The sequence below is a fragment of the Kribbella sp. DT2 genome (assembly GCF_049844575.1).
Classification (GTDB): domain Bacteria; phylum Actinomycetota; class Actinomycetes; order Propionibacteriales; family Kribbellaceae; genus Kribbella.
Genome location: NZ_JBNCLH010000001.1, coordinates 1,482,893 through 1,507,552, shown reverse-complemented (window position 1 = coordinate 1,507,552; position 24,660 = coordinate 1,482,893). Strand labels below are relative to the sequence as shown.

General features: G+C 69.6%; 17 protein-coding genes. 8 read left to right on the top strand and 9 right to left on the bottom strand.

Annotated features, from left to right (window positions below; genetic code table 11):
* Positions 1–8 precede the first annotated feature (8 nt).
* Together ACLQ2O_RS07095 and ACLQ2O_RS07090 are read right to left on the bottom strand one after the other, a co-directional pair.
* On the bottom strand, positions 9–3,647 hold the full coding sequence (locus ACLQ2O_RS07095; RefSeq protein ID WP_425828432.1) for a S8 family serine peptidase: 3,639 nt from the start codon (positions 3,645–3,647) through the stop codon (positions 9–11).
* Between the two features lie 356 nt (positions 3,648–4,003).
* Positions 4,004–4,966 carry an LLM class F420-dependent oxidoreductase gene (locus tag ACLQ2O_RS07090; protein ID WP_425828430.1) on the bottom strand — a complete coding sequence of 321 codons (963 nt, stop codon included), beginning with the start codon at positions 4,964–4,966 and terminating at the stop codon, positions 4,004–4,006.
* 141 nt (positions 4,967–5,107) lie between these two features.
* Here ACLQ2O_RS07090 and ACLQ2O_RS07085 point away from each other — a divergent pair, with 141 nt between their 5' ends.
* Together ACLQ2O_RS07085 and ACLQ2O_RS07080 are read left to right on the top strand one after the other, a co-directional pair.
* Complete coding sequence (locus tag ACLQ2O_RS07085; RefSeq protein ID WP_425828428.1) at positions 5,108–5,797, top strand: hypothetical protein; 690 nt, start codon at positions 5,108–5,110, stop codon at positions 5,795–5,797.
* A 257-nt stretch (positions 5,798–6,054) separates the two neighbouring features.
* Positions 6,055–9,120 carry a glycoside hydrolase family 3 N-terminal domain-containing protein gene (locus tag ACLQ2O_RS07080; RefSeq protein ID WP_425828426.1) on the top strand — a complete coding sequence of 1,022 codons (3,066 nt, stop codon included), beginning with the start codon at positions 6,055–6,057 and terminating at the stop codon, positions 9,118–9,120.
* Between the two features lie 51 nt (positions 9,121–9,171).
* Here ACLQ2O_RS07080 and ACLQ2O_RS07075 read toward each other — a convergent pair whose 3' ends face one another.
* The 3 genes from ACLQ2O_RS07075 to ACLQ2O_RS07065 form a co-directional block, all read right to left on the bottom strand.
* Positions 9,172–11,328: an MMPL family transporter gene (locus ACLQ2O_RS07075; protein ID WP_425828424.1), complete on the bottom strand. Its 2,157-nt coding sequence runs from the start codon at positions 11,326–11,328 to the stop codon at positions 9,172–9,174.
* Between the two features lie 138 nt (positions 11,329–11,466).
* A complete protein-coding gene (locus ACLQ2O_RS07070) occupies positions 11,467–12,387 on the bottom strand; it encodes a GlxA family transcriptional regulator (protein ID WP_425828422.1) in 921 nt (306 codons plus the stop codon).
* Between the two features lie 7 nt (positions 12,388–12,394).
* Positions 12,395–12,994 carry an isochorismatase family protein gene (locus ACLQ2O_RS07065; RefSeq protein ID WP_425828420.1) on the bottom strand — a complete coding sequence of 200 codons (600 nt, stop codon included), beginning with the start codon at positions 12,992–12,994 and terminating at the stop codon, positions 12,395–12,397.
* A gap of 223 nt (positions 12,995–13,217) precedes the next feature.
* Between ACLQ2O_RS07065 and ACLQ2O_RS07060 the strand changes: the two genes are divergently transcribed.
* Both ACLQ2O_RS07060 and ACLQ2O_RS07055 read left to right on the top strand, forming a co-directional pair.
* Positions 13,218–14,429 carry an aldose epimerase family protein gene (locus tag ACLQ2O_RS07060; RefSeq protein WP_425828418.1) on the top strand — a complete coding sequence of 404 codons (1,212 nt, stop codon included), beginning with the start codon at positions 13,218–13,220 and terminating at the stop codon, positions 14,427–14,429.
* A gap of 132 nt (positions 14,430–14,561) precedes the next feature.
* The gene (locus tag ACLQ2O_RS07055; RefSeq protein WP_425828416.1) at positions 14,562–16,061 is read left to right on the top strand and encodes an alpha/beta hydrolase; all 1,500 of its coding nucleotides are present in this window, start codon (positions 14,562–14,564) and stop codon (positions 16,059–16,061) included.
* Between the two features lie 4 nt (positions 16,062–16,065).
* Here the strand turns inward: ACLQ2O_RS07055 and ACLQ2O_RS07050 are convergent, their stop codons facing one another.
* Entirely contained in the window at positions 16,066–17,241 is a 1,176-nt protein-coding gene (locus tag ACLQ2O_RS07050; RefSeq protein ID WP_425828414.1) for an FAD-dependent monooxygenase, read from the bottom strand.
* A gap of 108 nt (positions 17,242–17,349) precedes the next feature.
* Between ACLQ2O_RS07050 and ACLQ2O_RS07045 the strand changes: the two genes are divergently transcribed.
* Complete coding sequence (locus tag ACLQ2O_RS07045) at positions 17,350–18,039, top strand: TetR/AcrR family transcriptional regulator (protein WP_425828412.1); 690 nt, start codon at positions 17,350–17,352, stop codon at positions 18,037–18,039.
* A gap of 24 nt (positions 18,040–18,063) precedes the next feature.
* On the opposite strand, the gene ACLQ2O_RS07040 is transcribed toward ACLQ2O_RS07045, so the two are convergent.
* Positions 18,064–18,846: an SDR family NAD(P)-dependent oxidoreductase gene (locus tag ACLQ2O_RS07040; protein WP_425828410.1), complete on the bottom strand. Its 783-nt coding sequence runs from the start codon at positions 18,844–18,846 to the stop codon at positions 18,064–18,066.
* A gap of 109 nt (positions 18,847–18,955) precedes the next feature.
* Between ACLQ2O_RS07040 and ACLQ2O_RS07035 the strand changes: the two genes are divergently transcribed.
* Both ACLQ2O_RS07035 and ACLQ2O_RS07030 read left to right on the top strand, forming a co-directional pair.
* On the top strand, positions 18,956–19,549 hold the full coding sequence (locus ACLQ2O_RS07035) for a TetR/AcrR family transcriptional regulator (protein ID WP_425828408.1): 594 nt from the start codon (positions 18,956–18,958) through the stop codon (positions 19,547–19,549).
* A 74-nt stretch (positions 19,550–19,623) separates the two neighbouring features.
* Positions 19,624–20,835 carry a cytochrome P450 gene (locus tag ACLQ2O_RS07030; protein WP_425828406.1) on the top strand — a complete coding sequence of 404 codons (1,212 nt, stop codon included), beginning with the start codon at positions 19,624–19,626 and terminating at the stop codon, positions 20,833–20,835.
* Between the two features lie 108 nt (positions 20,836–20,943).
* Here the strand turns inward: ACLQ2O_RS07030 and ACLQ2O_RS07025 are convergent, their stop codons facing one another.
* The gene (locus ACLQ2O_RS07025; protein ID WP_425828404.1) at positions 20,944–22,338 is read right to left on the bottom strand and encodes a hypothetical protein; all 1,395 of its coding nucleotides are present in this window, start codon (positions 22,336–22,338) and stop codon (positions 20,944–20,946) included.
* Positions 22,339–22,624: 286 nt separating this feature from the next.
* Between ACLQ2O_RS07025 and ACLQ2O_RS07020 the strand changes: the two genes are divergently transcribed.
* Positions 22,625–23,533: a phosphotransferase enzyme family protein gene (locus ACLQ2O_RS07020; protein WP_425828402.1), complete on the top strand. Its 909-nt coding sequence runs from the start codon at positions 22,625–22,627 to the stop codon at positions 23,531–23,533.
* Here the strand turns inward: ACLQ2O_RS07020 and ACLQ2O_RS07015 are convergent.
* Positions 23,525–24,655 (bottom strand): Gfo/Idh/MocA family protein, encoded by a 1,131-nt coding sequence (locus tag ACLQ2O_RS07015; protein WP_425828400.1) that lies wholly within the window; start codon positions 24,653–24,655, stop codon positions 23,525–23,527. The two genes, ACLQ2O_RS07020 and ACLQ2O_RS07015, sit on opposite strands and share 9 nt — an antisense overlap.
* Between the last annotated feature and the right edge of the window lie 5 nt (positions 24,656–24,660).

Here is a 24,660-nt window from a genome sequence, read left to right as displayed (position 1 = left end):
AGACTTCCTCACTTTGCTGCCCAGGGCTTCTCGATCGTCTGGCTGATCTTGTTGCCCAGCAGATCCGTCGAGGTGACCCGGAGCTTGGCGACCTGGCCGGACGGCACCGTGGTGACGACCTTTCCGCTCAGACCACTCGGCCACAGACGCAGCGACTGCCAGCGCTTGCCGTCCACGCTGACCTCGGCCGTCGTACGGAAGATGCCGAGGCCACGGGCTCCCGGCTGGTAGCCGGGCTTCAGCTCCAGCTGGCGGCCGGACAGCTTGTAGTCGACCTGGACCAGCGGCAGCACCTCGCGCCCCTTCACCTGCCCCGAGCGGAACCGCCACTCGGTCTGCGTCGCCGTCGACGTCTTCGCCCAGCTGTCCGGGTCCCGGCGTACGTCGAGACTCAGCTCGTACCAGGCAGTCGTCGCCGGTACGGCGAACTGCGCGACCGACCAGTCCTTCCGACCGATCTCCTTCCCGCCGCTGGTGAGCTTCAGCAGGGTCTGGTCCCGCGAGTCGCTCCACCCGTACGTCGTCCGGTCGCCGTTCACGTGCTGCGGAACCGCGATCCGCAGCGCGTTGTCGAACCGCGCCGCCGGCAGGCCCTCGGCCTCGCTGCCGGCCGCGTCCGGGATCGCCGGCCGCGCGATCGGCGCCCACACCTCGCGGGAGACCCGCTCGTTCGGCCGGTAGCTCCTGGCCAGGCTGTACTCGATACCGGTAAAGCCGAACAGTCCGCCCCTGGTCTCCTCTTCCCAGGTGGTTCCGGGCTGGTCCGACGCCAGGTAGTCGGTGCGCGTCATCGGACCGGTCACCGCCCGGGAGGACCCGAGCCCGGAGGTCACTCCGGGGAGGTGCGCCGTGCGCTCGTCGCGGTGCCCGATGTCCGCGGTGTTGCGGTTGTAGTTCGTGGTCAGCACGGCCGGACGCAGCTTGGCGAAGTCGTAGGTCAGCGGACCCTTGACCTGCTGCGGCGCGACCGCGAGCTCGTAGCGGTAGGAGCTGTCCCGCAGACCGTTCAGCTTCAACTGCACCGGCCGCTGCTTCAGGAGCTGCAGCAACCGCGTGCCGTCCTCCTGCCGGAACTGGTAGAGCGGCACGCCGTGGTCCTCGATGGCGCTCCAGAACCCCGGCTGGTCGTTGTACATGAAGACTGCCTTGGCCCCGGCCTCTCGCGCCGCGACGAGCTGCGGTTCGAGCTGGTGGATGTCACCCCAGCGGATCAGGGCGATCTTGCCCCGCGCGTCCCGCAGCTCCTCCGGCGTACCGTTGCCGGCGTCGACCAGAGGCAGCGTCTCCTGCCCGACGTAGACCGTGTCGAAGCTGCTCCCGGTCGGGAACGGCAGCCGGTACCCACCGGCGCCGAGCACGTCGGCGGTCAGCATCGGCTGCACCAGGTCCCAGCGCTGGATCGCCCGGAAGGACCCGTCCTTCACCTTGCCGAACTCACCGACGTACACGTTGCCGGTCACCTGGCGGTCGAAGCTGAACCCGGAGACCGCCTCACGGCTGCCGGCCGTGCGGTGCCAGGCGATCCCGACCGTCGACAGATCGGTCCGCTGCGGTGTCTTCACCGTCACCGGGTGGGCCTTGCGTGCGTCGAAGACGAACGTCCGGTCACCGCTGATCTGCTCCTGCGGGGAACCGAGCAGGGCGACCCCGTCGAGCCAGCCGCCCATGCCGACGTCCTTGTCCATCACGTAGGCCATCACGGCGTACCGGCCGGTCGGCACGCCCAGGGTCCGCTGCCCGGTCTGCTCGAAGACGATCGCCTGGACGTCACCGGTGTCGAGGTTCCAGAGCTGCACCCCGCTGTTCGCGGCGCCGTTCGGCGAGGCCGGCTTGCCCTCCCGGTCGATGCCCTTCACCGTCACCTGGTGCAGCCGTCCGCCGGCAGCGAAGCCCAGGCCGGTCCGGTACGACGTACCGCCGGACCGGGCGACCAGCTCACCCGTGTAATTGGCCGGGCCGGTCTTCGCCAGGTCGAGCCGGACGGTCGCCGAGGCGGAACCTCCGGCCGGTACGACGAGCTTGCTCGGGCTGACGGTGACCGCTGCCTTGACCTCGGCGGGCGACTTGGCCTCGACCGACAGGTCGAGCGTAACCGGCATGCCCGACGTGTTGCTGTAGGCAACTTTTCGGTCGACCGGCTTCGGCGCGGTCCCGGTCCAGGACACGTTGCCGAAGAAGAGGTTGACGGTGTCGGCCAGGATCTTCGGGTCCATCGCCCGCGGAATGTCGATCCGTCCCAGCCCCTGCGCCGCCGTCGGCACGCCCTTGCTCGGAACGGCCGTCGTGGCCAGCGCCGCCTTCAGCTGGTCGCCGGTCCAGTCCGGGTGCCGCTGCGCGAGGATCGCGGCCGCGCCGGCGACGTGCGGGGTCGCCATCGACGTACCGCTCATGGCCGTGTAGTACTGGTCGACCACGTGCCCCTGCTCGGACCCGGCCGCGCGCGCCGCCACGATCTCGACGCCGGGCGCGGTCACCTCCGGCTTGAGCGCGCCGTCACCGAGGCGCGGGCCACGGCTGGAGAACGGCGCGAGCTTGTCGTCGCGGTCCACCGCGCCGACGGTCAACGCCTCCGCCGCCGCTCCCGGCGTACCGATCGATTCCTCGGTCCCGGCGTTGCCCGCGGCAATGACGAACAGAGCACCGCTGGACTTCGACAACCGGTCGACCGCCGCGCTCATCGGGTCGGTGCCGTCGGACGGCAGACCGCCGAGGCTCATGCTGACCACCTTGGCGCCCTGCTCGACGGCCCACTCCATCCCGGCGATCGCCTCGGAGTCGAGCCCGCCGCCGCTGTTGTCGAGGACCTTGCCGATCAGGAGCTCCGCGCCGGGCGCGACGCCCTTGCGCTTCCCGCCGGACGCCGTACCGAGGCCGGCGACCGTCGAGGCGACGTGCGTCCCGTGCCCGTGGCCGTCCTGGACCGGCTGGTCCGGGACGAAGCTGGCCTCACCGACGACCTTCTTCTTCAGATCGGGATGGGCGGCGTCGTACCCGGTGTCCAGCACGGCGACCTTGACCCCACGTCCGTCGTACGACGAACGCCAGGCGGCCGGCGCCCCGATCTGCGCGGTCGAGCGGTCGAGCGTCGCGTGCGTGCGGCCGTCGAGCCAGATCTTGCCGACGCCGCTCGCGCTGCTCAGGGTCTGGTTGCCCGCGAGCCCCTGCCAGAACTCCTTGGCCTGGGCCTTCTCGATCGACACCGCGGTGGTGCCGACGCTGGCCAGCGTCATCCGCTGGGTGCTGCCCTCGGGGGCGGCCGGGGCGCTGGCGCCGCTGAGCAGGACGGGGAGCTTGGCGGTGCTCGCGTCGTCGTACCCCTGCTCGGCGAGCAGGCTGAGGTTGAACAGGCGGCGATCCAGCTGGCCGCCCGTGAACAGCGCGTACGCCGAGGCCGGGACGACCGTGGTCTCACCGTCGAAGTTGCCGAAGTAGTAGTTGGAGCCGTCGACCAGCCGGCCCGACTGGCTGCCGTCGGCGGAGGTGGTCAGCTCGGCGACGTCGCCGGTGACGAGGGTGATCCTGTGCGTCGACGCGCCCGGCGTCGCGGACCCGGTGGTGCCGGGTGGGGGGTTCGGTGGGGCACCGGCCGCCTGTGGGACTGCCTGCGCCGGGATCGGGACGGCGATCGCCAGGGTGCCGACGATCATCGAACTGAGCATGCCGGTCGATCTTCGTGACCACCGCATGATGGGGCTCCTCACCGGGGCCCGACGGGCGCGGGGCCCCCGATCGTGAGCCTGGCAGTTGCCTTCGGCCACGGTCCATCGGTAACCCTGACGGTTACCCGCCATGGCTGGTACCAGTCACCCGACCCCGTACGCCCCAGCCCCTCCCCCTCCCCGGTTGGGCCCCCACCCCCAACCGCAACCAAACCGAGACCCCGCACCCCAGAGGCCATTCGTGGGTTAACCCATGAAATGGACCGTTGGCCCGCCGAATTTCGGTGGGCCAACGGTCCAGTCGGTGGGTTGACCCACCAAATGCGCGAAGGGTGAGCGCGAGGTCAGGCGAAGCGCTTCGCGACGCGCTCGACGCGGTCGACCAGGTCCAGGTCGTAGGCGACGCCGGGCACGTAGAAGATCACGTAGTCGGCGCCGGCCTCGAGGGCGGCCTCGACCTTGAGGGCGATCTCGTCCTCGGTCGCGATCGTGTTGTCGTTGCTGAACTTGTCCCAGTTCTGCGGACCGCGGGCCTTCTCGGTCGCCTTCTTCGGGTCGTCGCCGGCGTCGATCGGGAACACGTTCAGCCCGGTCGACTTGGTGATCTCGTCGTAGTCGCGGCCGAGCTTCTCGCAGTGACCGCGCAGAACGGCGGCCTTCTCCTTGATCACCTCGGGGTTGCCGCCGCCGATGTTCGCGGCGTCGGCGTACTGGGCGACCAGCTTCAGCGTGACCTGCGGGCCGCCGCCGCCGATCCAGAACTTCGGCCGCGTGTTGCCGGCGCCCTTGGGCAGGTTGATCGGGCCGTCGATCGAGTAGTGCTTGCCGTTGTAGACCGGCTTGTCCTCGGTCCACATCTTCCAGATGATCTCGGTGGCCTCACGGAACGCGGCCATCCGCGGCTTCACGTCGGTCCACTCGTAGCCGTAGGCCTTCCACTCGTGCTCGTACCAGCCCGCGCCGATCCCGGCGTACAGGCGGCCGTGGCTGGCCACGTCGACGGTGGAGGCGATCTTGGCGTACAGCGCGGGGTTGCGGTACCCGTTGCAGCCGACCATCTGGCCGATGTTCACCCGCTTGGTGTCGCGGGCCAGCGCGGCGATCGCCGACCAGCACTCGAACGTGGTGTTGTCGCTCGGCTCCGGCACCGTGTGGAAGTGGTCGAACAGCCAGATCGAGTCCCACGACCCCTCGTCGGCCCGCTTCGCGACGTTCGTCATCGCCTCCCACTGCTCGACCGGGTCGGCGATCTCGGTCAGGTCCATCTTCCAGCCCTGCGGAACAAAAATCCCGAAACGTGAAGTCATACCCCCATCCTTTCCCGGCCCACTGAACCGGTCCACCACCTGACGGACGGGATTCCTTCTCAGTTCCAGCACCGTAGCTTCTCAATCAGCCCTGTTCGATCCATTCCAACCCACAGCCGGCGCGCGACGTCGTACGGGATCATGGACAAGTTCGACCAGCTCTTCGCCGCCGCCCAGCCGCTGATCACTGCCGGTCACCACGGCGTGGACACTCCCCCGATCGAGAACGGCGAACGCTGGCCAGTCAGCGCCGTCTTCTGCCCCGACCCAGCCGACCCGGTCACCCAGCGTCTCGATTCGTTGACCCTCGACGCCGCCTCCGCCGCCGGCCCCGACCACCTCCAGACCGGCCGCCTGGGCTCCGCCCACCTCACCATCCGGGCCCTGGAGCGCTACCGCGAGGTCGTCACCCCTGACGACTCGCTGATCCAGCGCTACACCACCGCCCTCCGCACCGCCGCCACCCACATCCCTCCGGTCACCTTCGCCCTCACCGGCGTGATCCTCACCCGAGGCACCGTCATGGTCTGCGCCCAGGCCCTGGACCCCCACGCCGACCACCTCCAGAAGCTCTTCGCCGAGGCTCTGGGCCCCGACGGCTGGCTCGAAGGCACCGAGCAACGCGACATCTGGTACCTCAACCTCCTCCACTTCGCCGGCCCCGTCCCGACCCCGTCAGCCCTCATCACCTGGGCCACCACCCACCGCCACACCCCTCTCGGCCACCTCACCATCAACACCGCCGAACTCGTCCGCTTCCGCCACACCCCGGGGGCCCGCCCGTACATGCGCCCGGAAACCCTGGCCGTCGTACCGCTCTTACACGACTGACGGCGTACGAGCGTGTGGTCTTGGCGGGTGAGAGCGCTCTAGTTCCGGAACCGGTGGGGTCTTGACCGGGGGTTCGGGAGGGCTGAGCATCAGCGCGACACGGGTGTGAGGCGCCTGTGCGGAGAGTCAGGGAGTCGCCCATGCCCAGGTGGCCAGGTATTCGTGTTCGGCGTCGGACGGTGGGGGTGACAGTTCTCGCGGTGGTGGCGGGGCTGTTGCCGTTGGGAGTGGCGTCGCAGGCCGCGGCGGATGATCCGGTGCCGACTGTACTGGCGGCCTTCGAAGGGGCTGAGCCGTTTGCTTCGCCGCCCGGCCCGGGGATCTTCGGGTTCGGCAGCGATGCCGACGACTCGCCGACGATGGTGCTGCAGGACCGGGACGACGCCCCGGCCGGGGACAAGGTCCTGCACGGGTCCTACGGCATCAGTGGCTACGGCGGGTTCAGCCACAACATCACCTTCGACCAGAACCCGGGGAACTGGTCGGCGTACAAGGGGATCCGGTTCTGGTGGTACGGGCAGAACACCGCGCCGCTGCCGCCGGGGTCGGGCAAGCGGATCTTCTTCGAGATCAAGGACGGTGGCGCGAACGCCGAGGCGTCGGAGCTGTGGAACACCAGCTTCACCGACGACTGGCAGGGCTGGCACCTGGTCGAGATCCCGTTCAGCGACCTGGCCTACCGCGGCGACTACCAGCCGGTCGGTGGGATCGACCAGATCCTCAACCTGACCCAGATGTGGGGTTACGCGTTCACGATGCCGGTCGGGACTCCTGGTGAGTTCGCGATCGACCAGATCGAGGTCTACGGCAAGGCCGACCCGGCGCTCAAGGCGAGCGTGGTCACCGACGCCGGCGTCTACCCGGTCAAGGAGGGCGGCACCGCTGCCGTCGAGGTGTCCGTCGCCACGACCGGGAGCACCCCGCTGGAGGAGCCGGTCACGGTCGAGTACCGCAGTGGAACCGGTACGGCGGGCGCCGACGACTACAACCCGGTCTCCGGCGCGTTCACGTTCCCGGCCGGTACGCCGTCCGGTACGTCGCACACCGTCCAGGTCGTGACCCGCAAGGACCGGTCGGCCGAGGCCGCCGAGACGATCCCGGTCGAGCTGACCGTGACCGGCGCGAAGCCGCCGGCGACCCAGCCGGTCGTCGTGGTCAACGCGCACGACCTGCCGTACCTGAACGCCAAGCTCCCGGTGAAGACGCGGGTCGACGACCTGCTCAGCAGGATGTCCCTGGCCGAGAAGGTCGGCCAGATGACTCAGGCGGAGCGCAACGCGGTCCGGACCAAGTCCGACATCGCGACGTACGCGCTCGGCTCGCTGCTGTCCGGCGGCGGCTCGGTACCGGCCCCGAACACCCCGGCCTCCTGGGCCGCGATGATCGACAGCTTCCAGCTGAACGCGCAGGCCACCCGCCTGCAGATCCCGCTGATCTACGGCGTCGACGCGGTGCACGGGCACAACAACGTGATCGGCGCGACGATCCTGCCGCACAACATCGCGATCGGCGCCACCCGCGACCCGGACCTGTCCCGGCGGACGGGTGAGGTCGCCGCGACCGAGGTCCGCGCGACCGGCATCCCGTGGGACTTCGCGCCGTGCGTCTGCGTGGTGCGCGACGACCGCTGGGGCCGTTCGTACGAGGGCTTCGGCGAGGACCCGGCGCTGGTCAAGGCGATGGCGACCGTGATCACCGGCATGCAGGGCAAGGCCGACGGCAGCCAGCTGAAGCAGAACAACCACGTGCTCGCGAGCGCGAAGCACTACGTCGGCGACGGCGGTACGACGTACGGATCGTCGACGACCGGCTCGTACACGATCGACCAGGGCGTCACCGAGGTGACCCAGCAGCAGCTCGAGGCGATCCACCTCGACCCGTTCAAGACGTCGGTCGACCTCGGCGTCGGGACCGTGATGCCGTCGTACTCGAGTGTGGACATCATCGGTGACGACAAGGGTCCGGTGAAGATGCACGGCAACGCCGAGCTGATCAACGGCGTGCTGAAGAACCGGATGGGTTTCGACGGTTTCGTGATCTCCGACTGGCAGGCGATCGACCAGCTGCCGGGCGACTACGCCAGCGACATCCGGACCTCGATCAACGCCGGGCTGGACATGATCATGGTGCCGACCCGGTACCAGGAGTTCACCCAGGGCCTGACCACCGAGGTGACCGAGGGCCGGGTCGCGCAGACCCGGGTCGACGACGCCGTACGGCGGATCCTGGAGCAGAAGTTCAAGCTCGGCCTGTTCGAGAAGCCGTACGCCGACACGAGCAAGCTGGCCGAGGTCGGTGGCGCGAAGCACCGCGCGGTCGGGCGTGAGGCGGCGGCCAAGTCGCAGGTGCTGCTGAAGAACGACGGCAACGTGCTGCCGCTGAAGTCGTCGGCGAAGGTCTACGTTGCCGGCAGCAACGCCAACGACCTGGGCAACCAGCTCGGCGGCTGGAGCATCAGCTGGCAGGGCGGATCCGGTACGACGACGACCGGTACGACGATCCTGGACGGCATCCAGCAGAACGTGCCGACGGCAACGTTCAGCCAGGACGCGTCGGCGCCGCTCGAAGGCCACGACGTCGGGGTCGTGGTGGTCGGCGAACGCCCGTACGCCGAAGGAATCGGTGACGTCGGCAACGGTCACGACCTGCTGCTCAGCGACGCCGACAAGGCCGCGGTCGCCAAGGTGTGCGCGGCGATGAAGTGCGCGGTCCTGGTCGTGTCCGGCCGGCCGCAGGTGGTCGCGGACCAGCTCGGCGAGATCGACGCGCTGGTGGCCTCCTGGCTGCCGGGCACCGAGGGCGCGGGCGTCGCCGACGTACTGTTCGGCAAGCAGCCGTTCAGCGGGCGGCTCCCGGTGACCTGGCCGAAGGCGGAGACGCAGCAGCCGATCAACGTCGGCGACGCGTCGTACGACCCGCAGTACCCGTACGGCTGGGGTCTGACCACCCAGGCGGCGGCCCGGAAGAAGTTGCTCGACGCAAAGACTGCCCTGCTGCGCAAGGGACTGCTCGACCCGAACGTGCTGATCGCCGCGATCTCGATCGACGTCGCCCTGCACGTGAAGGACTGGTCCGGGCCGCAGGCAACGACCGCGCTGGCGGCGCTGACCGCGGCCGGCAAGGCGCTGCAACGCAGCCGGGTGGACGGGTTCGCCGAGGACGACGCGGTGGTCGCCGCGGCGCGCTGGATCGCGCAGGACGAGATCGGGCAGAACCTGGACGCCTCGGTGTCCAAGCTCACCGCGGACGCCGAGCACCTCGCGCTGACCGGTGATCTGAGTGGTGCGATCGCCAAGCTCGCGGCGGCGTACAAGCTGAAGTAGCGCACGGCGGTGGGGCCCGTGCGCACTCGCACGGGCCCCACCGCTGTTCATTCAGACCGAGACCAGCTCACGTTCCGGCTGCTCGTCGGCCGTTGCCTTGACCATCTTGTTCGGCCACCAGGCCTTCCGGCCGAGCAGGACCAGGATGGCCGGCAGCATCACGATCCGGATCAGCGTCGCGTCGACCAGTACGGCGACCGCCAGGCCGACCCCCATCTGCTTCATCTCGATCATGCCGAGCGTCGCGAAGAGCGCGAACACCGAGACCATCACCGCGGCCGCGCTCGTCACCACACCGGCCGACTCGGTGATACCCCGCCGAACCGCCTCGGCCGGCGTCAGCCCGTCCTGCACGGCCTCGCGGATCCGGCCGAGCACGAACACGTGGTAGTCCATCGACAGCCCGACCAGGATCACGAACAGGAACAGCGGGATCCACGAGACCACGAAGCCCGGCGAGGTGAAGTCGAGCAGACCTTCGGCCCAGGTGTGCTGGAAGACCAGCGACAGCGCCCCGAAGCAGACCGCGACCGAGGCCAGGTTGAGCAGCGTCGTGACGATCGCGATCGCCGGGCTGCGGAACGTGAACAGCATCATCAGCAGTGTCAGCCCGAGCACGAACGCGATCACGAACGGCAGCTTGTCGCGCTGGTTCGCGCCGTAGTCGACGTCGGCCGCGGACTCACCGCCGACCGCCCACGTTGCCCCCGGCACCGACTCGAAGGCGTTCGGGACGAGCGTGCTCCGGAGCTGGTCGAGCGCGACCTTGGCGTCGTCGCTCGTGTCCGGCCGGACCGAGACGAGCGTCAGGACGGCGGTGTCGCCCGCGGTCCGGACCGCCGGACCAGGCGGTACGACGAACTGCCCGCCGGCGACCGCCGACCGCTGCAGCGCGGCCAGCGCCGCGACCGGCGGCTTGCCGTCGGCCTTCGCGACGACGTCGTACGCCATGCCCTCGGAGGGGAAGTTCGCCTGCAGCTGCTGCATCGTCTTCACCTCGGGGATGCTGGCCGGCAGGGTGTTCAGGCCACCCGGCTCGGTCTTCATGCCGAGCGCCGGTACGGCGAGCGCAACGACGGCGGCGACCGAGATCAGCAGCGCGGCCTTCGGGAAGCGCAGGACCGGGGCGACCAGGCGACGGCTGATGCCGCCGGGACCGATGCGCCGGGTGAGCCGCCAGATCAGCGGGACCCGCGGGCGGTCGACGCGGTGGCCGAGCTTGGCGAGCAGGGCGGGCAGGACGGTGAGCGAGCCGAGCACCGCGACGGCGACCACGACGATGGTGGCGGTGGCCATCGAGGAGAAGACCGGGTCCTGGGCGACGTACAGGCCGGCCATCGAGACGATGACGGCGAGGCCGGAGACAACCACCGAGTGTCCCGACGTGGCCGCGGCGATCTCGACGGCGTCGACGGTGTTGTGGCCGCGACGGCGTTCCTCGCGTTCGCGCTTCAGGTAGAAGAGGGAGTAGTCGACGCCGACGGCCATGCCGATCAGCAGGACGACGTTGGCGACCGAGCCGCCGTCGGGGAACAGGTAGGACAGCGGCGCGTAGAAGCCGAGGGCCGCGCCGACGGCGGAGAACGCCAGCAGGACAGGGATTCCGGCCGCGATCAGCGCCCCGAAGACGAGCAGCATCAGCACGAAGGTGATCGGCAGGCTGAGCTTCTCGGCCTTGGCCAGGTCGCTGCCGACCTGCTTCCAGATCCCGGCGTCGAGGGACGCGTTGCCGGTCTGCTGGATGGTCAGGCCCTGGTGGGCCTGCTGTACGTCGGCTGTGGTGTCGACGAGCTTCTCGACGTTGTCGGACGCGTCGTCCGGGCTGCCCTTCAGCTCGATCGGGAGCAGCGCGGCCTTGCCGTTCTCGGCCCAGACCGGTGCACCGACGGTGTCGACGGAATCGAGGGCGGTCAACTTCTGCTGGAGCTGCGTCAGAGCGGTGGTCGCCTCGGCGCGGTTCAGCGGCCCGTCGGGATCGGTGACCAGCACGGTCTCGGTCGGTCTGCCGTCGAGCCCGGCCTGCTGGAGCAGTTCGGACGCCTGACCGGACTGCCCGACCCAGGTGTCGGCGGCCTTGGTCGTCTGCTTCGGAACCATCACGGACAACCCGACCGCGACGGCGACGAGAATCAGCCACAGGCCGATCGCCCGCCATGGATGGGTCGCACTCCACCGCGCGGCGCGCACGGTCACTGATCCCCTGCTCATATTGCTGCCCTCTCGCCAACCCCGCCCGGGCTCTCTGCCCGCCTGCTGACGAGCCTGACGGGAAACCCTCGGGTTCTCAGGAGACGCAGACCCCCCGGGTGGGTGGAGGAAAGTCCACCCCCACCAGTGAAGGAGAGGTCAGGCAGTCGCAGCCGGAGCGCGGGAGCGTAGGCGGCGGAGCATGCGCGGGTCTTCGAAGCCCACGAGCCGTGACGCCGACTCGACGGTGGTGCCGTGGGCTATCAGGTGCTCGGCTCGTTCCAGCCTCAGGAGTTGCTGGTAGCGCAGCGGGGTGAGGCCCGTGGCGGTGGTGAAGACCCGGGTGAGAGTGCGTTCACTGACCCCCGCGGATCGGGCGAGCTCGGACAGCGGCAGCCTTTCGGCGTACCGGCTGTCGATGACGTCCTGGACGCGATGAGCGAGATCGCTCAGGTGACCCCGGTGCCGCAACATCGCGCTGTCCTGCAGCTCGTCGCCGTTGCGGCGGGCGTAGACGACCATCTCGCGCGCGACCCGCGCCGCCGCGACCGCGCCGTGCTCGACGGCGACCAGGTGCAGCGCGAGATCGATCCCGCTCGCGATGCCCGCCGACGTGATCACCCGTTCGTCCATCACGTACAGCACGTCCCGCACGATGCTCGCCTTCGGGTACCGCGCCGCGAGCTCCTCGGTCAGGTCGTGGTGCGTCGTGTACCGCCGCCCGTCGAGCAGCCCAGCGGCACCCAGCGCGTCAGCACCCGAGCAAACACTCGCCACCGACCCGCCCGCAGCATGATGCGTCCGCAGCACCTGCTTGGTCCGGGCCGAGATCGGCGGCCACGGCGACAATCGCGGCGACCGCCACCCCGGTACGACGATCAGGTCGTCCCGCCCGAGCTCCGGCCACGCCAGACAGGCCTTGACCGGCACACCCTGCGCCGTCGACACCTCCTCGACCTCCGCGACGTAGTGCAACGCGTACGAGTAGCCGAGGTCGTTGGCCGTCGAGAACACCTGCGCCGGCCCGGCGAGATCGAGCAGGTGCAGCCGTGGAACGAGGAAGAACACGACCTTGCGCATGATCAGGTCAGGATCCCACAAGGGCCCCGGCCTGTTCGTCGAGCGTCCGGATCGTGGCGAACCGCCCGGCCAGCGCGTACTCGGTCCGCTCGGTCACCACCGCCGGCGACAGCGTCCGCGGATCCGCCAGCACCTCCTCGAGCGACGCGTCGACAGGCATCGTCCAGTGCGGCAGCGGCGTCGTCGCGGTCGCCTCGGTGACGAACACCACGTCGTACCCGAGATCCGACGCGACCCGCGTGGTCGTCTCGCAGCACTGCTCGGTCCGGATCCCGCTGATCACGACCTCATGGATCCCGTGCTGCGTGAACAGCTGCTGCAGATGCGTGGTGGTGAAGGCGTTGTGCGACGTCTTGCGGATCACCGGCTCGCCGTCGATCGGCTCGAGCCCCTCGATCAGCCGGACGTGCCCGTTCGCCGGGTCGAAGGCGCCGCCGGTCCCGGGCTCGGTGTGCAGCACCCAGACGACCAGGTCGCCACGGTCCCGCGCGGACGCGACCAGGCGGTTGACCCGGTCGGCGATGTCGGGGTGGTTCACGGCCTGCCAGTTGGGCCGGACGCGGAAGGACTCCTGGACGTCGATCACGATCAGCGCTGTCTGTGTCATGCCTCCAGCTTCGCCGTACGACGTACGCGGCGACAGGCACCATCCCGCCTCGCGGCGGACCGATCCGGTCAAAGCATCAGCCGAGCATCCAGTCAGCGACCAGTCATCGGACGAATCCGAACGGTTACGAACTGTTCCAAACATCCGACATCAGTGCTTACAGTGCCCGAGGCGGCATGAGAACGCTCTCGCCGTCCTCCGCCCACCCGACTGAGGGGACTCCATGACTGATCACCTGCCTCGTCGCCAGGTCCTGCGATCCGCCGGCGCGCTCGGCCTCGGCGCTGTCGCGGCCGGCGCGCTGACCAGCCCGGCCGGTGCCGCCCCGGCGGCTACTACAGTCGCGTCCATGGGTTCACACCACGGCCGCCTGTCCATCCGCAAGGACCCGTTCGGTACCACCCCGGAGGGGGTGGGCGTCGACGTGTACACCTTCAGCAACGGGCGGGTGACCGTGTCGATGCTGACCTGGGGTGCCACCATCCAGCGGGTCGAGACCCCGGACCGCCGGGGCCGCACCGAGAACATCAGCCTCGGCTTCGACAACCTGCCCGACTACGCCAAGCTCAGCCCGTACTTCGGTGCGACCATCGGCCGGTACGGCAACCGGATCGCGAAGGGCCGGTTCTCGATCGACGGGAACAGCTACCAGATCCCCGTCAACGACGGCGAGAACGCACTGCACGGTGGCACGCTCGGCTTTGACAAGAAGGTCTGGAAGGCGAAGGTCGTGCAGACCTCGTCGCAGGTCGGCGTCGCGTTCACCTACGTCAGCCCGGACGGCGAGATGGGTTTCCCCGGCACGCTGACCACCACCGTCACCTACACGCTCGACTTCGACGACGACCTGCGGATCGACTACCACGCGACCGTCGCCGGCAAGCCGACCGTGGTCAACCTGACCAACCACGTGTACTTCAACCTCGCCGGTGAGGGCAGCGGCTCGATCGAGGGCCACGTGCTGGAGCTGAACGCACCGTCGTACACGCCGGTGGACTCGGGCCTGATCCCGACCGGCGAGATCGCGCCGGTCGCCGGGACGCCGTTCGACTTCCGCCGGCCGACCGCGATCGGCAAGCGGCTGCGTGAGGACCACCCCCAACTGGTGATCGGGCGTGGCTACGACCACAACTTCGTGCTCGGCGGCAAGGCCGACCACGACGGGCTGCGCTTCGCCGGCCGGTTCACCGAGCCCGAGAGCGGCCGGACCGTGAGTGTCCGGACGGCGGAGCCGGGCGCGCAGTTCTACAGCGGCAACTTCCTCGACGGCACCTTCCAGGGCATTGGTGGCAAGACCTACCGGCAGGGTGACGCGTTCGCGTTCGAGACCCAGCACTTCCCCGACTCCCCCAACCAGCCGAACTTCCCGTCGACGGTGCTGCGCCCCGGCCAGACCTACTCGACCCGGACGATCTACTCCTTCGGCACCAAGTAGGCCGTTGTCCCCGGGGCGTCCGCGCCCCGGGGAACAACTTTCGGTGGATGGGGAAGCGTCGCCAGGGGGACGTGCCGGACGGGGTGGTTCGCGAAGAGTAGGTCGCGTCCACAGAACCGTCCGGAGGGACCCATGAAACGCACAGCCGTACCACTGATCGTCGTCGTCGCTTCGCTGGCGGTCGCTCTGGTCCCTGGAGTCTCGCCCTCGAGCTCCGCCACGACGCAGGCACCACCTGGTGGCATCCAGTGGGAGAAGTGTCCGCCTGAGATCGCGCCCGTGCCGATTCCGGAAGGGATGCAGTGCGGCACGCTGAAGGTCCCGCTGGATTACAGCAAGCCCGACGGCCGGAAGATCGACCTCGCCGTCTCGCGACTGCCCAGCACGAAACCCGACGCGCGCCGCGGGATCCTGCTGACCAACCCCGGCGGCCCCAGCGCCGGCCAGAACTACCCCGCCTTCCTCGTCGCGACCGGCCTCCCGCAAAGCGTGCGCGACAGCTACGACGTGATCGGGATGGACCCCCGTGGCATCGGCAAGAGCACCCCGGTGACCTGCGATCTCACACCGGAGCAGCAGGGGACCGGCAACATCCCGCCGTACGCGAAGAACGCCGCCGACGTGGCCAAGCACGCCGTCGTCATGCAGCAGGTCGCCAAACAGTGCGCCACTTCGAAGAGCGCGTGGATGCTGCCGCACATCAGCGCCGCCAACACCGCCCGCGACCTGGACAGCATCCGCATCGCGTTCGGCGAGTCCAAGATCTCTTACGCCGGCGCCTCCTGGGGCACCTACCTCGGCGCGGTCTACACCACGATGTTCCCCCAGCGCAGCGACCGGATCGTGCTGGACAGCAACCTCGGCCCCGGCGGCTGGGACTATCCCAGCGACAGGCTCTGGTCCCAAGGTGTCCAGGACCGCTTCCCGGACTTCGCGAAGTTCGTCGCGGCCAACCACCGCGAGTACGGCCTCGGCCGCACACCGGCGCAGGTGACCGCGAAGTTCCACGAACTCGCCGCGCGGCTGGAGAAGAACCCGGTCCAGACACCCGACGGCCCGTTCGACGCGATCGCGTTCCGGCTGCTCAACTTCGGGTTCCTCTACGGCCCCACCCAGGCCCCGCTCCTGGCCGGGATCTGGAAAGCCCTCGACGCGAACCAGCCGCCACCCCCGCTACCCGGCGACGCCACCGGCGCCGAAAGCCTCATCTCCGGGCGCTACTACATGATCTGCAACGATTCCCGCTGGCCACAATCAGTCAAGACCTACCAGCGCAATGTCGCCGTCGACCGGATCAAGTACCCGCTGTTCGGCGCAGCCGGCGCCAACATCACCCCCTGCGCCTACTGGCCCGACCCGGCCGAAAAGCCCGTCCGCATCGCCGACCACGGCCCGTCCACCGTCCTCATGGTCCAGAACCTCCGCGACCCCGCCACCCCGCTCGCCGGAGCCAAACAACTCCGCAAAGCCCTCGGCGACCGAGCCGTGATGGTCACCGCCGACCAAGGCGGCCACGGCGTCTACCCGGGCGGCAAGAACCAGTGCGCCAACCACGCGGTGACGCAGTTCCTCACCACGGGCGAGCGTCCCTCCAAGGACTACCACTGCACTGCCGACGCCGCACCCCGGTGATCCGTCAGGCGCTGACCTTGACCGGGTAGTCGCGCAGGTCGATGTCGTTGGCGGCCTTGTCGGCGTACTTGATCATCAGCTGGAACATCCGCGAGCCGACGAACCAGTTGCGCAGCTTGATGCCGGTCGCTGTCCTCGGAGCGAGGAAGCGGCCGGCGTTGCTGTTGCCGGCGATCTTGGCGTAGCGCTTCATGATCTCGTCGTACTGCGCGTAGGCCTCGACGTGGTTGCCTTGAGCAACAGCCAGCTCGCCGGCCAGCACGTAGCCGCCGACGATCGCGAGCCCGGTGCCGAATCCACCAAGGGTGTTCCCGTACGCCGAGTCGCCGACCAGTGCGACGCGACCCTTGCTGTACTTGCCGTTCAGCCGGACCTGGCTCAGCGAGTCGAGGTAGAAGTCGTCGAAGCTCTCCATCTCGTCGAGCATCCGCGGGACCTGCCACTGGACGTCGGCGTAGGCGTTGCGCAGGATGTCGCGCTGCGCCCGGGTGTCGTCGCGCCGGTAGTCGAGCTCCGGCGAGGCGAACATGTACAGCTGCTGGGCTTTCGAGCCGCCGGTCACCGCGAGCCGGCCGGGCACGTTGTGGCCGTAGGCAACCTGTCGCTCCCGCGATCCGTCTCCACTCCACGGGCTCGCGCCGGCGACGCAGTAGTAGTGGCCGAGGTGCTTCACGAAGTCCCGCTCGGGGCCGAAGGCCAGCTTGCGGACCCGCGAGTGGATGCCGTCGGCACCGATCACGAGGTCGAAGGTGCGCGCCGGGCCGTGCTCGAAGGCGACCTCGACGCCGTGCTCGGTGTCGACGAGTCCGCTGATCGAGTCGCCGAAGACGTACTCGCAGTCGGCGGCGGTGCGCTCGTACAGGATCTCCGAGAGGTCGCCGCGTTGGATCTCCAGGTCGCCGCCGGTGAACTCACCGGAGATGAGGGCCAGCTGCTTGCCGTTCTGGTCGACGTACACGGTATCGGTGGTGCCGGTCCGGCGCCGGCGGACCTCGTCGAGGATGCCCATCCGCTCGAGCACGGCGAAGTGGGTACGGCCCTTGAAGTCGACGGCCTGGCCGCCGCGGCGCAGCTCCGGAGCACGCTCGACCACGGTGACGTCGAACCCGTACCGGTTCAGCCAGTACGCGAGTGCGGGCCCGGCGATACTGGCGCCGGAGATCAGGACGGACTTGGTCATGACGGCCTCCCCTAGAACTGTGTCTGATGGAATCTGTTTCCGGTGGACACGAATTAGAGTATGGTAGACACAGTTCGACGTCAACACCGATTTCCGAGGAGGCCCGCGATGCCGGCACCGACAGCGGTCGAACTGCTCTGGGGCACTCAGCAGCGCGCCCGGCGAGGACCGAAGCCCGCGCTGTCGCTGGAGCGGATCGTCGGGGAGGCGATCGCGCTGGCCGACGCGGAGGGGCTGGCGAACCTCTCGATGCAGCGGCTGGCCGAGCGGCTCGGCTTCACCAAGATGTCGCTGTACCGGTACGTGCCCGGCAAGGCCGAGCTGACCGCGCTGATGCTCGACGCGGCGATCGGTACGCCGCCCGCGCCCACCGCCGACTGGCGCGCCGGGCTGCAGACCTGGGCCGACCTGATCTTCGCCCGCTACAGCGCCCACCCCTGGGCGATCGACCTCACCACCGGCCAGCGCCCGATCGGCCCCAACGAGCTGGGCTGGATGGAGACCGCGCTCACCGCCCTGGCCGGCACCGGGCTGACCGGGTCGGAGCGGCTGGACACCATCGTGCTGCTCAACGGGCACGTCCGCAGCCTGGTCGAGCAGCTCGCGCCGCCGAACGTGTCCGAGGACGACTACGCCACCCAGCTCGCCGAGACGATGGCCGCCGTCGGCGACGACTACCCCGCCGCGATGGCCGCTTTCGCCGAGGAAGCCGCGACCGCCCAGTCCGGCAACGCCCTCCAGTTCGGCATCGACCGCATCCTCGACGGCCTCGCCGTACTGATCGAGCGCCGTCCGTGACAGCCCGGTCCGGAAGAGCTGACGTCAGGCGCTCTTCGCGATGCCGGCGTCGATGAGGTAGTCGGCGCCGATGATGCTGGCGGCTCGGGGAGAACAGAGTTGGACGATCAGGTCGGCGACCTCGGTGGGTTCGATCAGGCGGCCGGTGAGCATGCCCTGCTGGTCGGGGAGGCCGGCGAGCAGGGCCTCGTGCGGTACGCCGAGCTGACGGGCGAGCTGGCCGCCGTAGCCCTCGGCGGACTCCCAGAGCGCGGTCCGCACCGGGCCCGGTGAGACGGTGTTGACGCGGACGCCCTGCGGCCCGAACTCGCCGGCCAGTGCCTTGCCGAAGGCGGTCAGTGCGGCCTTGGCCGTCGTGTAGGGGACGGGCCCGGCGATGGGCATCCGCGCGCCGTTCGACGAGACGTTCACGATCGCTCCGCGCCGGCGGACCAGGCTCGGCAGCGCCGCCCGGGTCGTGCGCACGGTCGCGAAGAAGTTCACCGCGAGGACCTGCTCCCACGTCGCGTCGTCGAACCCGAGGAACCCGGCCGTGATCTCGCCGTCGCCGCCGCCGACGTTGTTCACGAGCAGATCCAGCTCACCGAGCTCCCGCACCGCTTCCTCGACCAGGTGCGCCGGCCCGTCGGACTGCGCCAGGTCCACCTGTACGACGTACGCGCCGGTCTGCCGCAGCTCCGGCGTACTGGTCCGGGCCGTCGCGACCACCCGGACACCTTCCTCGACCAACTGCTCGACGACCGCCAGCCCGATCCCCCGGCTGGCTCCGGTGACGAGTGCGGTCTTGTCCTTCAACTGGAGATCCATCGCTGACACCCCTGTTAGTTGCATCTTTGCTGACACCTAAAACGTACTACTTGCAACATAGGTGTTGCAAGTAGGAAGCAAAGAGAGACTTCGGAGTACTGTTGGAACCATGAACGACGTCATCGCCCGTCCGCTGCGCGCCGATGCCGAGCGGACCGTGCGGACGATCCTGGAGGCCGCCGAGCGGACCCTCGGTCGCGACCCGGCCGCGACGATGGAGGAGATCGCCGCGGCCGCCGGGGTCGCGCGGACGACCGTGCACCGCCGCTTCGCCACCCGTGAGGCGCTGATCACCGCGCTCGCGACCTGGGCGAGCCGGCAGCTCGCGGCCGCCGTCGAGGAGGCCCGGCCGGAGACCACGCCCCCGCTGGTCGCGCTCTACCAGGCGACCGTGAACGTGCTCCGGGTGAAGATCTCCTGGGGCTTCTCGATGAACGTGAATCTTGCCCAGGGCAACGAAGCTGCCGCGATCCAGGCCGGTGTGGTGGACAGCTGCGACCGCCTCTTCGCCCGGCTGCGGGAGGCCGGCGAGCTGCGCGCCGACGTCGACCCGGTCTGGGCCCGCCGGGTCTACTACGCGCTCATCCACGAGGCCTGCCAGGACGTCAGCGCCGGCCGGCTCGACGAGGCCGACACCGACGCCATCGCCACCCGGCTGATCGAGACCCTGCTGCGCGGAGTCGGCCGGCCGGCGACCCGCTGAGCCCAGCGCACTCATCCGCGCGCGACCCGCTGAGACGTCGAGCGAAGGGTCACCTAAGTACATAGGGTCGAGCTATGACGGAGACCGTGCTGAACATCCCGTTCGACGACGCCTTCCGGTTCGACCCCTCGCCGACCTTTGCGGAGCTGCGGGAGAACCGGCCGGTGGCGCGGGTGCGGACGCTGGCGGGGGCCGAGGTCTGGCTCGTCACCCGGTACGACGACGTGAAGCTCGTGCTGGCCGATCCGCGGTTCTCGCGGGCCGCGGTGGTCAAGCAGGGCGCGCCGCGGGTCGCGCTGGCCAAGCCGATGCCGAACAGCCTCACCACGACCGACCCGCCCGAGCACAGCCGGCTGCGCAAGCTGGTGTCGACGACGTTCGCGCACCGGCGGATCGAGCGGACCCGGCCGTGGGTCGCGGAGCTGTCGGCGCAGCTCGCCGACGACGTCGCCAAGGCCGGTGACGGCGCCGACCTCCGGCAGCTGGTCGCGCTGCCGTTGCCGATCCAGGTGATCTGCCAGCTGCTCGGCGTACCGTACGAGGACCGCGAGCAGTTCCGGGAGTGGACCGAGCTCGGCTACAGCATGAAGATGGCCGAGAAGGACCTGGTCGAGAACGCGATGACCGAGCTGACGGCGTACATCGAAGCGCTGGTCGAGCGGAAGCTCGCGAACGCCGACAAGCCGGCCGAGGATCTGCTGGACGAGCTGGTGCGGGCGCGGGAGCAGGGTGATCGGCTCAGTCAGGAAGAGCTGATCGCGTTCGGAGTGAACCTGCTGGTCGCCGGGCACGAGACCTCGGCGAACCAGATCTCCAGCTGCGTGGCGACGTTGCTGCGCTGGCCGGAGAACTGGGCGCGGCTCGTCGACGACCACGCGCTGGTTCCGTCGGCGGTGGAGGAGCTACTGCGCTTCAACCGGTTCTCGGAGGTCGGTCAGCTGCGGGTGGCGGTCGAGGATCTCGAGCTGCACGGCGTACAGATCAAGGCGGGGGAAGGCGTGATGGCGGCGCTCAACTCGGCGAACCGGGATCCGCGGGCCTTCACGAACCCCGACGAGCTGCAGCTGGATCGCCAGGAGAACAAGCAACTCTCCTTCGGCTTCGGCCCGCACTTCTGCCTCGGCGCCCAACTCGCGCGCATCGAGCTGCAGGAGTCGTTGCTCGCCCTGCTCCGCCGCTTCCCGAAGATGTCGCTCGCCAAGCCCGCCGAGGATCTCGAGTGGCGCCGAGTCCTGGTCAGCGGCCTGGCCGAGCTCCCGGTCAACCTCGGGAAGATCGAGAGCTGAAGCAGCCCGGCCGCGGGCTTGCCCGCAGGCCTCGGGGCGGCGCTGCCCTCCCCCACAAACACCCGGCTCCCGCTCCGGCGCAGCCGGAGCGGGAGCCGGGGAACAGGCTCAGTTCTTCGACGACACCAGTTCGGCTTCGAACTGCTCGATGAAGCGGCCGGCCATCGGCTCGCTGCAGCCGATCGCGTCGGCCAGTTTCTTCGCGCTGCGCTCGTGGCCCTCGGGCCAGTCCGACAGCATGTTCCACGCGCGCATCCGGCGCTTCTCCAGGTCGGTCGGCTCGGGCTCGCCCTCGGTCGCGTCGGCCTTCGCCGGCTTGGCCTTGGCGGGCTCGGTGACGACGATCGGATCCGGAAGGACCGACGGTACGACGACCTCCGGCTCCGGTACGCCGGGCCGCAGCACCTGGTCCTCGGGCGCGAACGGCGACGGCTCCTGCGGCTTCTGCACCACCGGCGAAGCCTTCGCCGGCTTGCGAACGCCGTTGACGACGTGCTCGGCCTCGTCCTCGACCACCTCGGCCTCGGCGACCCCCTCGGCGTTGACCGGCGGGTCGACGATGGCCATCAGCTCACCGGTCATCGCCTCGCCCCAGGCGTCCTCGTCGCGGATGTTCACGCCGCCGTCGGCCCGTACCTGCTGCGCCTTCAGCGCCTTGCCCTCGACCACCCAGACCGCGGCGCGCAGGTCGTTGCGCTCCTCGGCCGGCGGTTCCTCCGGCGGCGGCGAGATGGCCCGGGTCAGCTTGTTGGTGACGACCTCGTAGTTGATCCGCTCCTCGAGCATCCCGGCCAGCCGGTCCGCGTCGTAGGTCGTCTCGGCGATCTTGGCCAGCCGCTCGTCCTGGTGCTCGGAGCGGATGTACTCCGCGACCGTGCCGGCGATCGCGTTCCGCCGGGCCGCGTTGCGGACGTGGTCGCGCGCCGCGCGCAGACTCTCGAACATCCCGTAGCCGTGCTCGATCGCGAGCGACCGGGCCTGCCAGGTGAGCCGCGGCTCGCGCAGCCACTGCACGACGCCGTACACCGGTCCGGTGTTGGCCATCTGGCCCGAGACCCGCAGCGCGTCCCGCCGCCGGGCCGAGCTGTGGATCAGCCAGAGCACGTAGGCGAACGCGGACAGGCCGCCGAAGCCGAAGGCCAGGAACCGCTCCTCGGGCCGCCAGTGGCCGACGACGTTGAAGACGAGCGCGACGATCGCCGCGAACAGCGACATCGCGCGGTAGGCGTAGGCCTGCTCACCCTTGCGCCGGCGCAGGTCGGCGAGCGCCGCGGTCGCCACACCGCCGAGCTCGATGACGGCGACGGCCGGCGTGACGAGGGCGATCTTCAGGAACGTCGAGAACCCCTCGTTGGGCCAGGGGATGTGGGTGACGCCGGCCCAGACCTGGCCGACGAGTGCGGCGGTCGCCGCGGTGGCGTAGAAGGCGTAGGCGACCTTGTCCGCACCTGTGAGGGGTACGTTCCTGAGTTCGCCGGTACTGGTGCTGGTGTTCTCCTGCAAGACGTGATCTCCTGACCGGTTTGGGCTCTCCGGCAGTTCGTCGGTGGTGGTCGGCGTACCGCGACCGTCTGGGCCTCCCCAGGCAAGTACTGCAGCGGCTGCACGAGGCTACCGGTTCCTGGGGCGTTCAGGGGAGGTGAATCCGTACAACGATTCCGTCCTACCCCACTTGCCTCATCTGACCCGCAGGAAAACCCGCTTCCCTCGAGGCACCCGAGTACGGAATCGTCTGCTTCAGTACTCTCCAACGCTTGCCACCCCCGCGACGTCACGCAAAGGACATCACATGGTCCGCACTCTGAGATCGTTGCCCCACCCCGACAGCCTCCGCGACCACCTGACGGAGGTCTACCAGCTGCCCTTCACCGGGTGCGTGCTGCGGCGTTCGCTGGTCAACGACGTGTACGAGCTGACCACCCCGGCCGGGGCCTACGTTCTCAAGCTGTACGCCGGCCGCCCGCTGGCCGACATCCGTTGGGAGACAGGGCTTTCCGCGCATCTGCTCGGCAAGGTGGCGACGCCGCAGGTCCAGCCGCTGGCCGACGGCGCGGCGGTCGGCGTACTGGCTCTGCCGGAGGGCGACCGGCCGTTCGTGCTGACCGCTTTCGTCGACGGCCGCAAGCCGCAGCCGCCGTTCGGCGACGAGCTCTACCTGGAGTTCGGCGAGCTGATCGCGCGGTTCCACCTCGCGACCGAGACCTTCACCCCGGTACGCCGTGCGGCGGTCCACCCGGACGAGCTCGACCGCGTGGTCGGCGAGATCGCGCCGCTCGTCTCGCCGGCCGACGCGGAGCTCGTCCAGGCGCTGGCGACGGCCGTCCGGGGCAAGGTTGCCGACGGCGTCAGTCGCGGGATCTGCCACGGGGACGTCTCGCTCGACAACGTGCTCGTCACGTCCGAGGGGCTGAACCTGCACGACTTCGACCTGGCCGGCGAAGGGTTCCTGGCGGCCGACTTCGCCGGCGTGGCCTCGACGCCGTACTGGCAGGCCTTCCTTGCCGGGTACCGGCGGCATCGCGAGATCCCGGCCGCGGATCTCGCGGCGGTCGACTGGCTCGGGGTGGCCGGGAGCATCGCGAACCTGCACTTCCACCTGGTGCGCAAGCCGTTGTGGCGCGGCACCGAGTCGCGCGCCGAGGGGTGGGCGGCCGGCGTACTGGCTGAGCTGCGCCTGGCCGCCGGCCGCCTACTGTGAAGCCCAAGGGGCGTTGAGTTCGCTGAACAGCGCGAGGTTCTCCGCGGCCTGCTCGGCCCACTTGCTGACGTCGGTGACGACGGGGTGGCGTTGCAGTCCTTCGCCCTGCCAGGTGACGTAGGCCTGGTCGATCTCGCGCGGTGGTTCGGAAAGCCGGACGGCTTCGAGCACCTTGGTGAATCCGCCGAGCTGCTCCAGCGGGGCGAGTAGTTCGATGCCCGGGTCCTCGCGGTGCTCGATCAGGTTGAGCAGCAGGTCGTCGCGCTCGGACGGCGTACTGGTGGTGGTGACGCCGTCGACGGTCAGGTCGAGACGGTCGGACGAGTACGTCAGTACGGCGCGGCCGCGCGAGCCGTGCACGATGATCCGGGGGTCACCACCGGGCGGCTCCGCAGTCAGGGTGAGCGCGGCAACGATCGTCGTCCCGCGGGTGGTTCGGATCCGGATCGTCGAGGTGTCGTCGGACTCGATCGGGTTCGCGCGGTAGAGCTCGGTCTCCACTGTGGTGACCTGGTCGGCTGCTCCTGATCCGTCGACCAGGAGGGCGGTCGCCGAGGAGTGGGCGAACGCGTTGGTCACCGCCCCGTCCACCACCGCGACACCGTCGAGCTCCCGCCGCCCGGCCCACCGCGCGCGCTGCCAGTACTCCTGGGTCCGGATCCAGGTGCCGACGGTCCCGATCCCCCGTACGTCGCCGAGCCGCCCGTCGGCCACCCACTGCTTCATCGTCCGGGCAGCCTTGGACCCGTGCACCTGGAAACCGACCTGGCAGTTCCGCCCGGTCTCTTCCACCAGTCGCTGCAGCCGCCCGAACTCCTCGAGCGAAGCAGCCGGAGGCTTCTCCAGCAGCACGTCGGCCCCCGCCCGCAGGGCGAGCTCCGCCAAGGGGACGTGGGTGTGGATCGGCGTGCTGATCATGACGACGTCAACTTCAGTGGCGGCGAGCAGAGCGCTCAGGTCACCGAAAACAGCCACTTCTGGTGCGAGTTCGTCCGGGGGCCTGGGGTCCGCGACGGCGACCAGCCGAACGCGCCCGGCTGTCTCCAGCCGGGCGACGTTCCGCACGTGCGACGCCCCGTGACCGTGGACGCCGACCAGCGCGATCCTCGGTACGTTGTTCACTCACT

Bases quoted from the DNA above. Each gene is read 5' to 3' on its own strand.
- ACLQ2O_RS07085 (WP_425828428.1), top strand. From the start codon at position 5,108: ATGGACAAGTTCGACCAGCTCTTCGCCGCCGCCCAGCCGCTGATCACT.
- ACLQ2O_RS07075 (WP_425828424.1), bottom strand. From the start codon at position 11,328: ATGAGCAGGGGATCAGTGACCGTGCGCGCCGCGCGGTGGAGTGCGACC.
- ACLQ2O_RS07030 (WP_425828406.1), top strand. From the start codon at position 19,624: ATGACGGAGACCGTGCTGAACATCCCGTTCGACGACGCCTTCCGGTTC.
- ACLQ2O_RS07055 (WP_425828416.1), top strand. From the start codon at position 14,562: ATGAAACGCACAGCCGTACCACTGATCGTCGTCGTCGCTTCGCTGGCG.
- ACLQ2O_RS07045 (WP_425828412.1), top strand. From the start codon at position 17,350: ATGCCGGCACCGACAGCGGTCGAACTGCTCTGGGGCACTCAGCAGCGC.
- ACLQ2O_RS07060 (WP_425828418.1), top strand. From the start codon at position 13,218: ATGACTGATCACCTGCCTCGTCGCCAGGTCCTGCGATCCGCCGGCGCG.
- ACLQ2O_RS07065 (WP_425828420.1), bottom strand. From the start codon at position 12,994: ATGACACAGACAGCGCTGATCGTGATCGACGTCCAGGAGTCCTTCCGC.
- ACLQ2O_RS07095 (WP_425828432.1), bottom strand. From the start codon at position 3,647: ATGATCGTCGGCACCCTGGCGATCGCCGTCCCGATCCCGGCGCAGGCA.
- ACLQ2O_RS07020 (WP_425828402.1), top strand. From the start codon at position 22,625: ATGGTCCGCACTCTGAGATCGTTGCCCCACCCCGACAGCCTCCGCGAC.
- ACLQ2O_RS07035 (WP_425828408.1), top strand. From the start codon at position 18,956: ATGAACGACGTCATCGCCCGTCCGCTGCGCGCCGATGCCGAGCGGACC.
- ACLQ2O_RS07070 (WP_425828422.1), bottom strand. From the start codon at position 12,387: ATGCGCAAGGTCGTGTTCTTCCTCGTTCCACGGCTGCACCTGCTCGAT.
- ACLQ2O_RS07050 (WP_425828414.1), bottom strand. From the start codon at position 17,241: ATGACCAAGTCCGTCCTGATCTCCGGCGCCAGTATCGCCGGGCCCGCA.
- ACLQ2O_RS07040 (WP_425828410.1), bottom strand. From the start codon at position 18,846: ATGGATCTCCAGTTGAAGGACAAGACCGCACTCGTCACCGGAGCCAGC.
- ACLQ2O_RS07090 (WP_425828430.1), bottom strand. From the start codon at position 4,966: ATGACTTCACGTTTCGGGATTTTTGTTCCGCAGGGCTGGAAGATGGAC.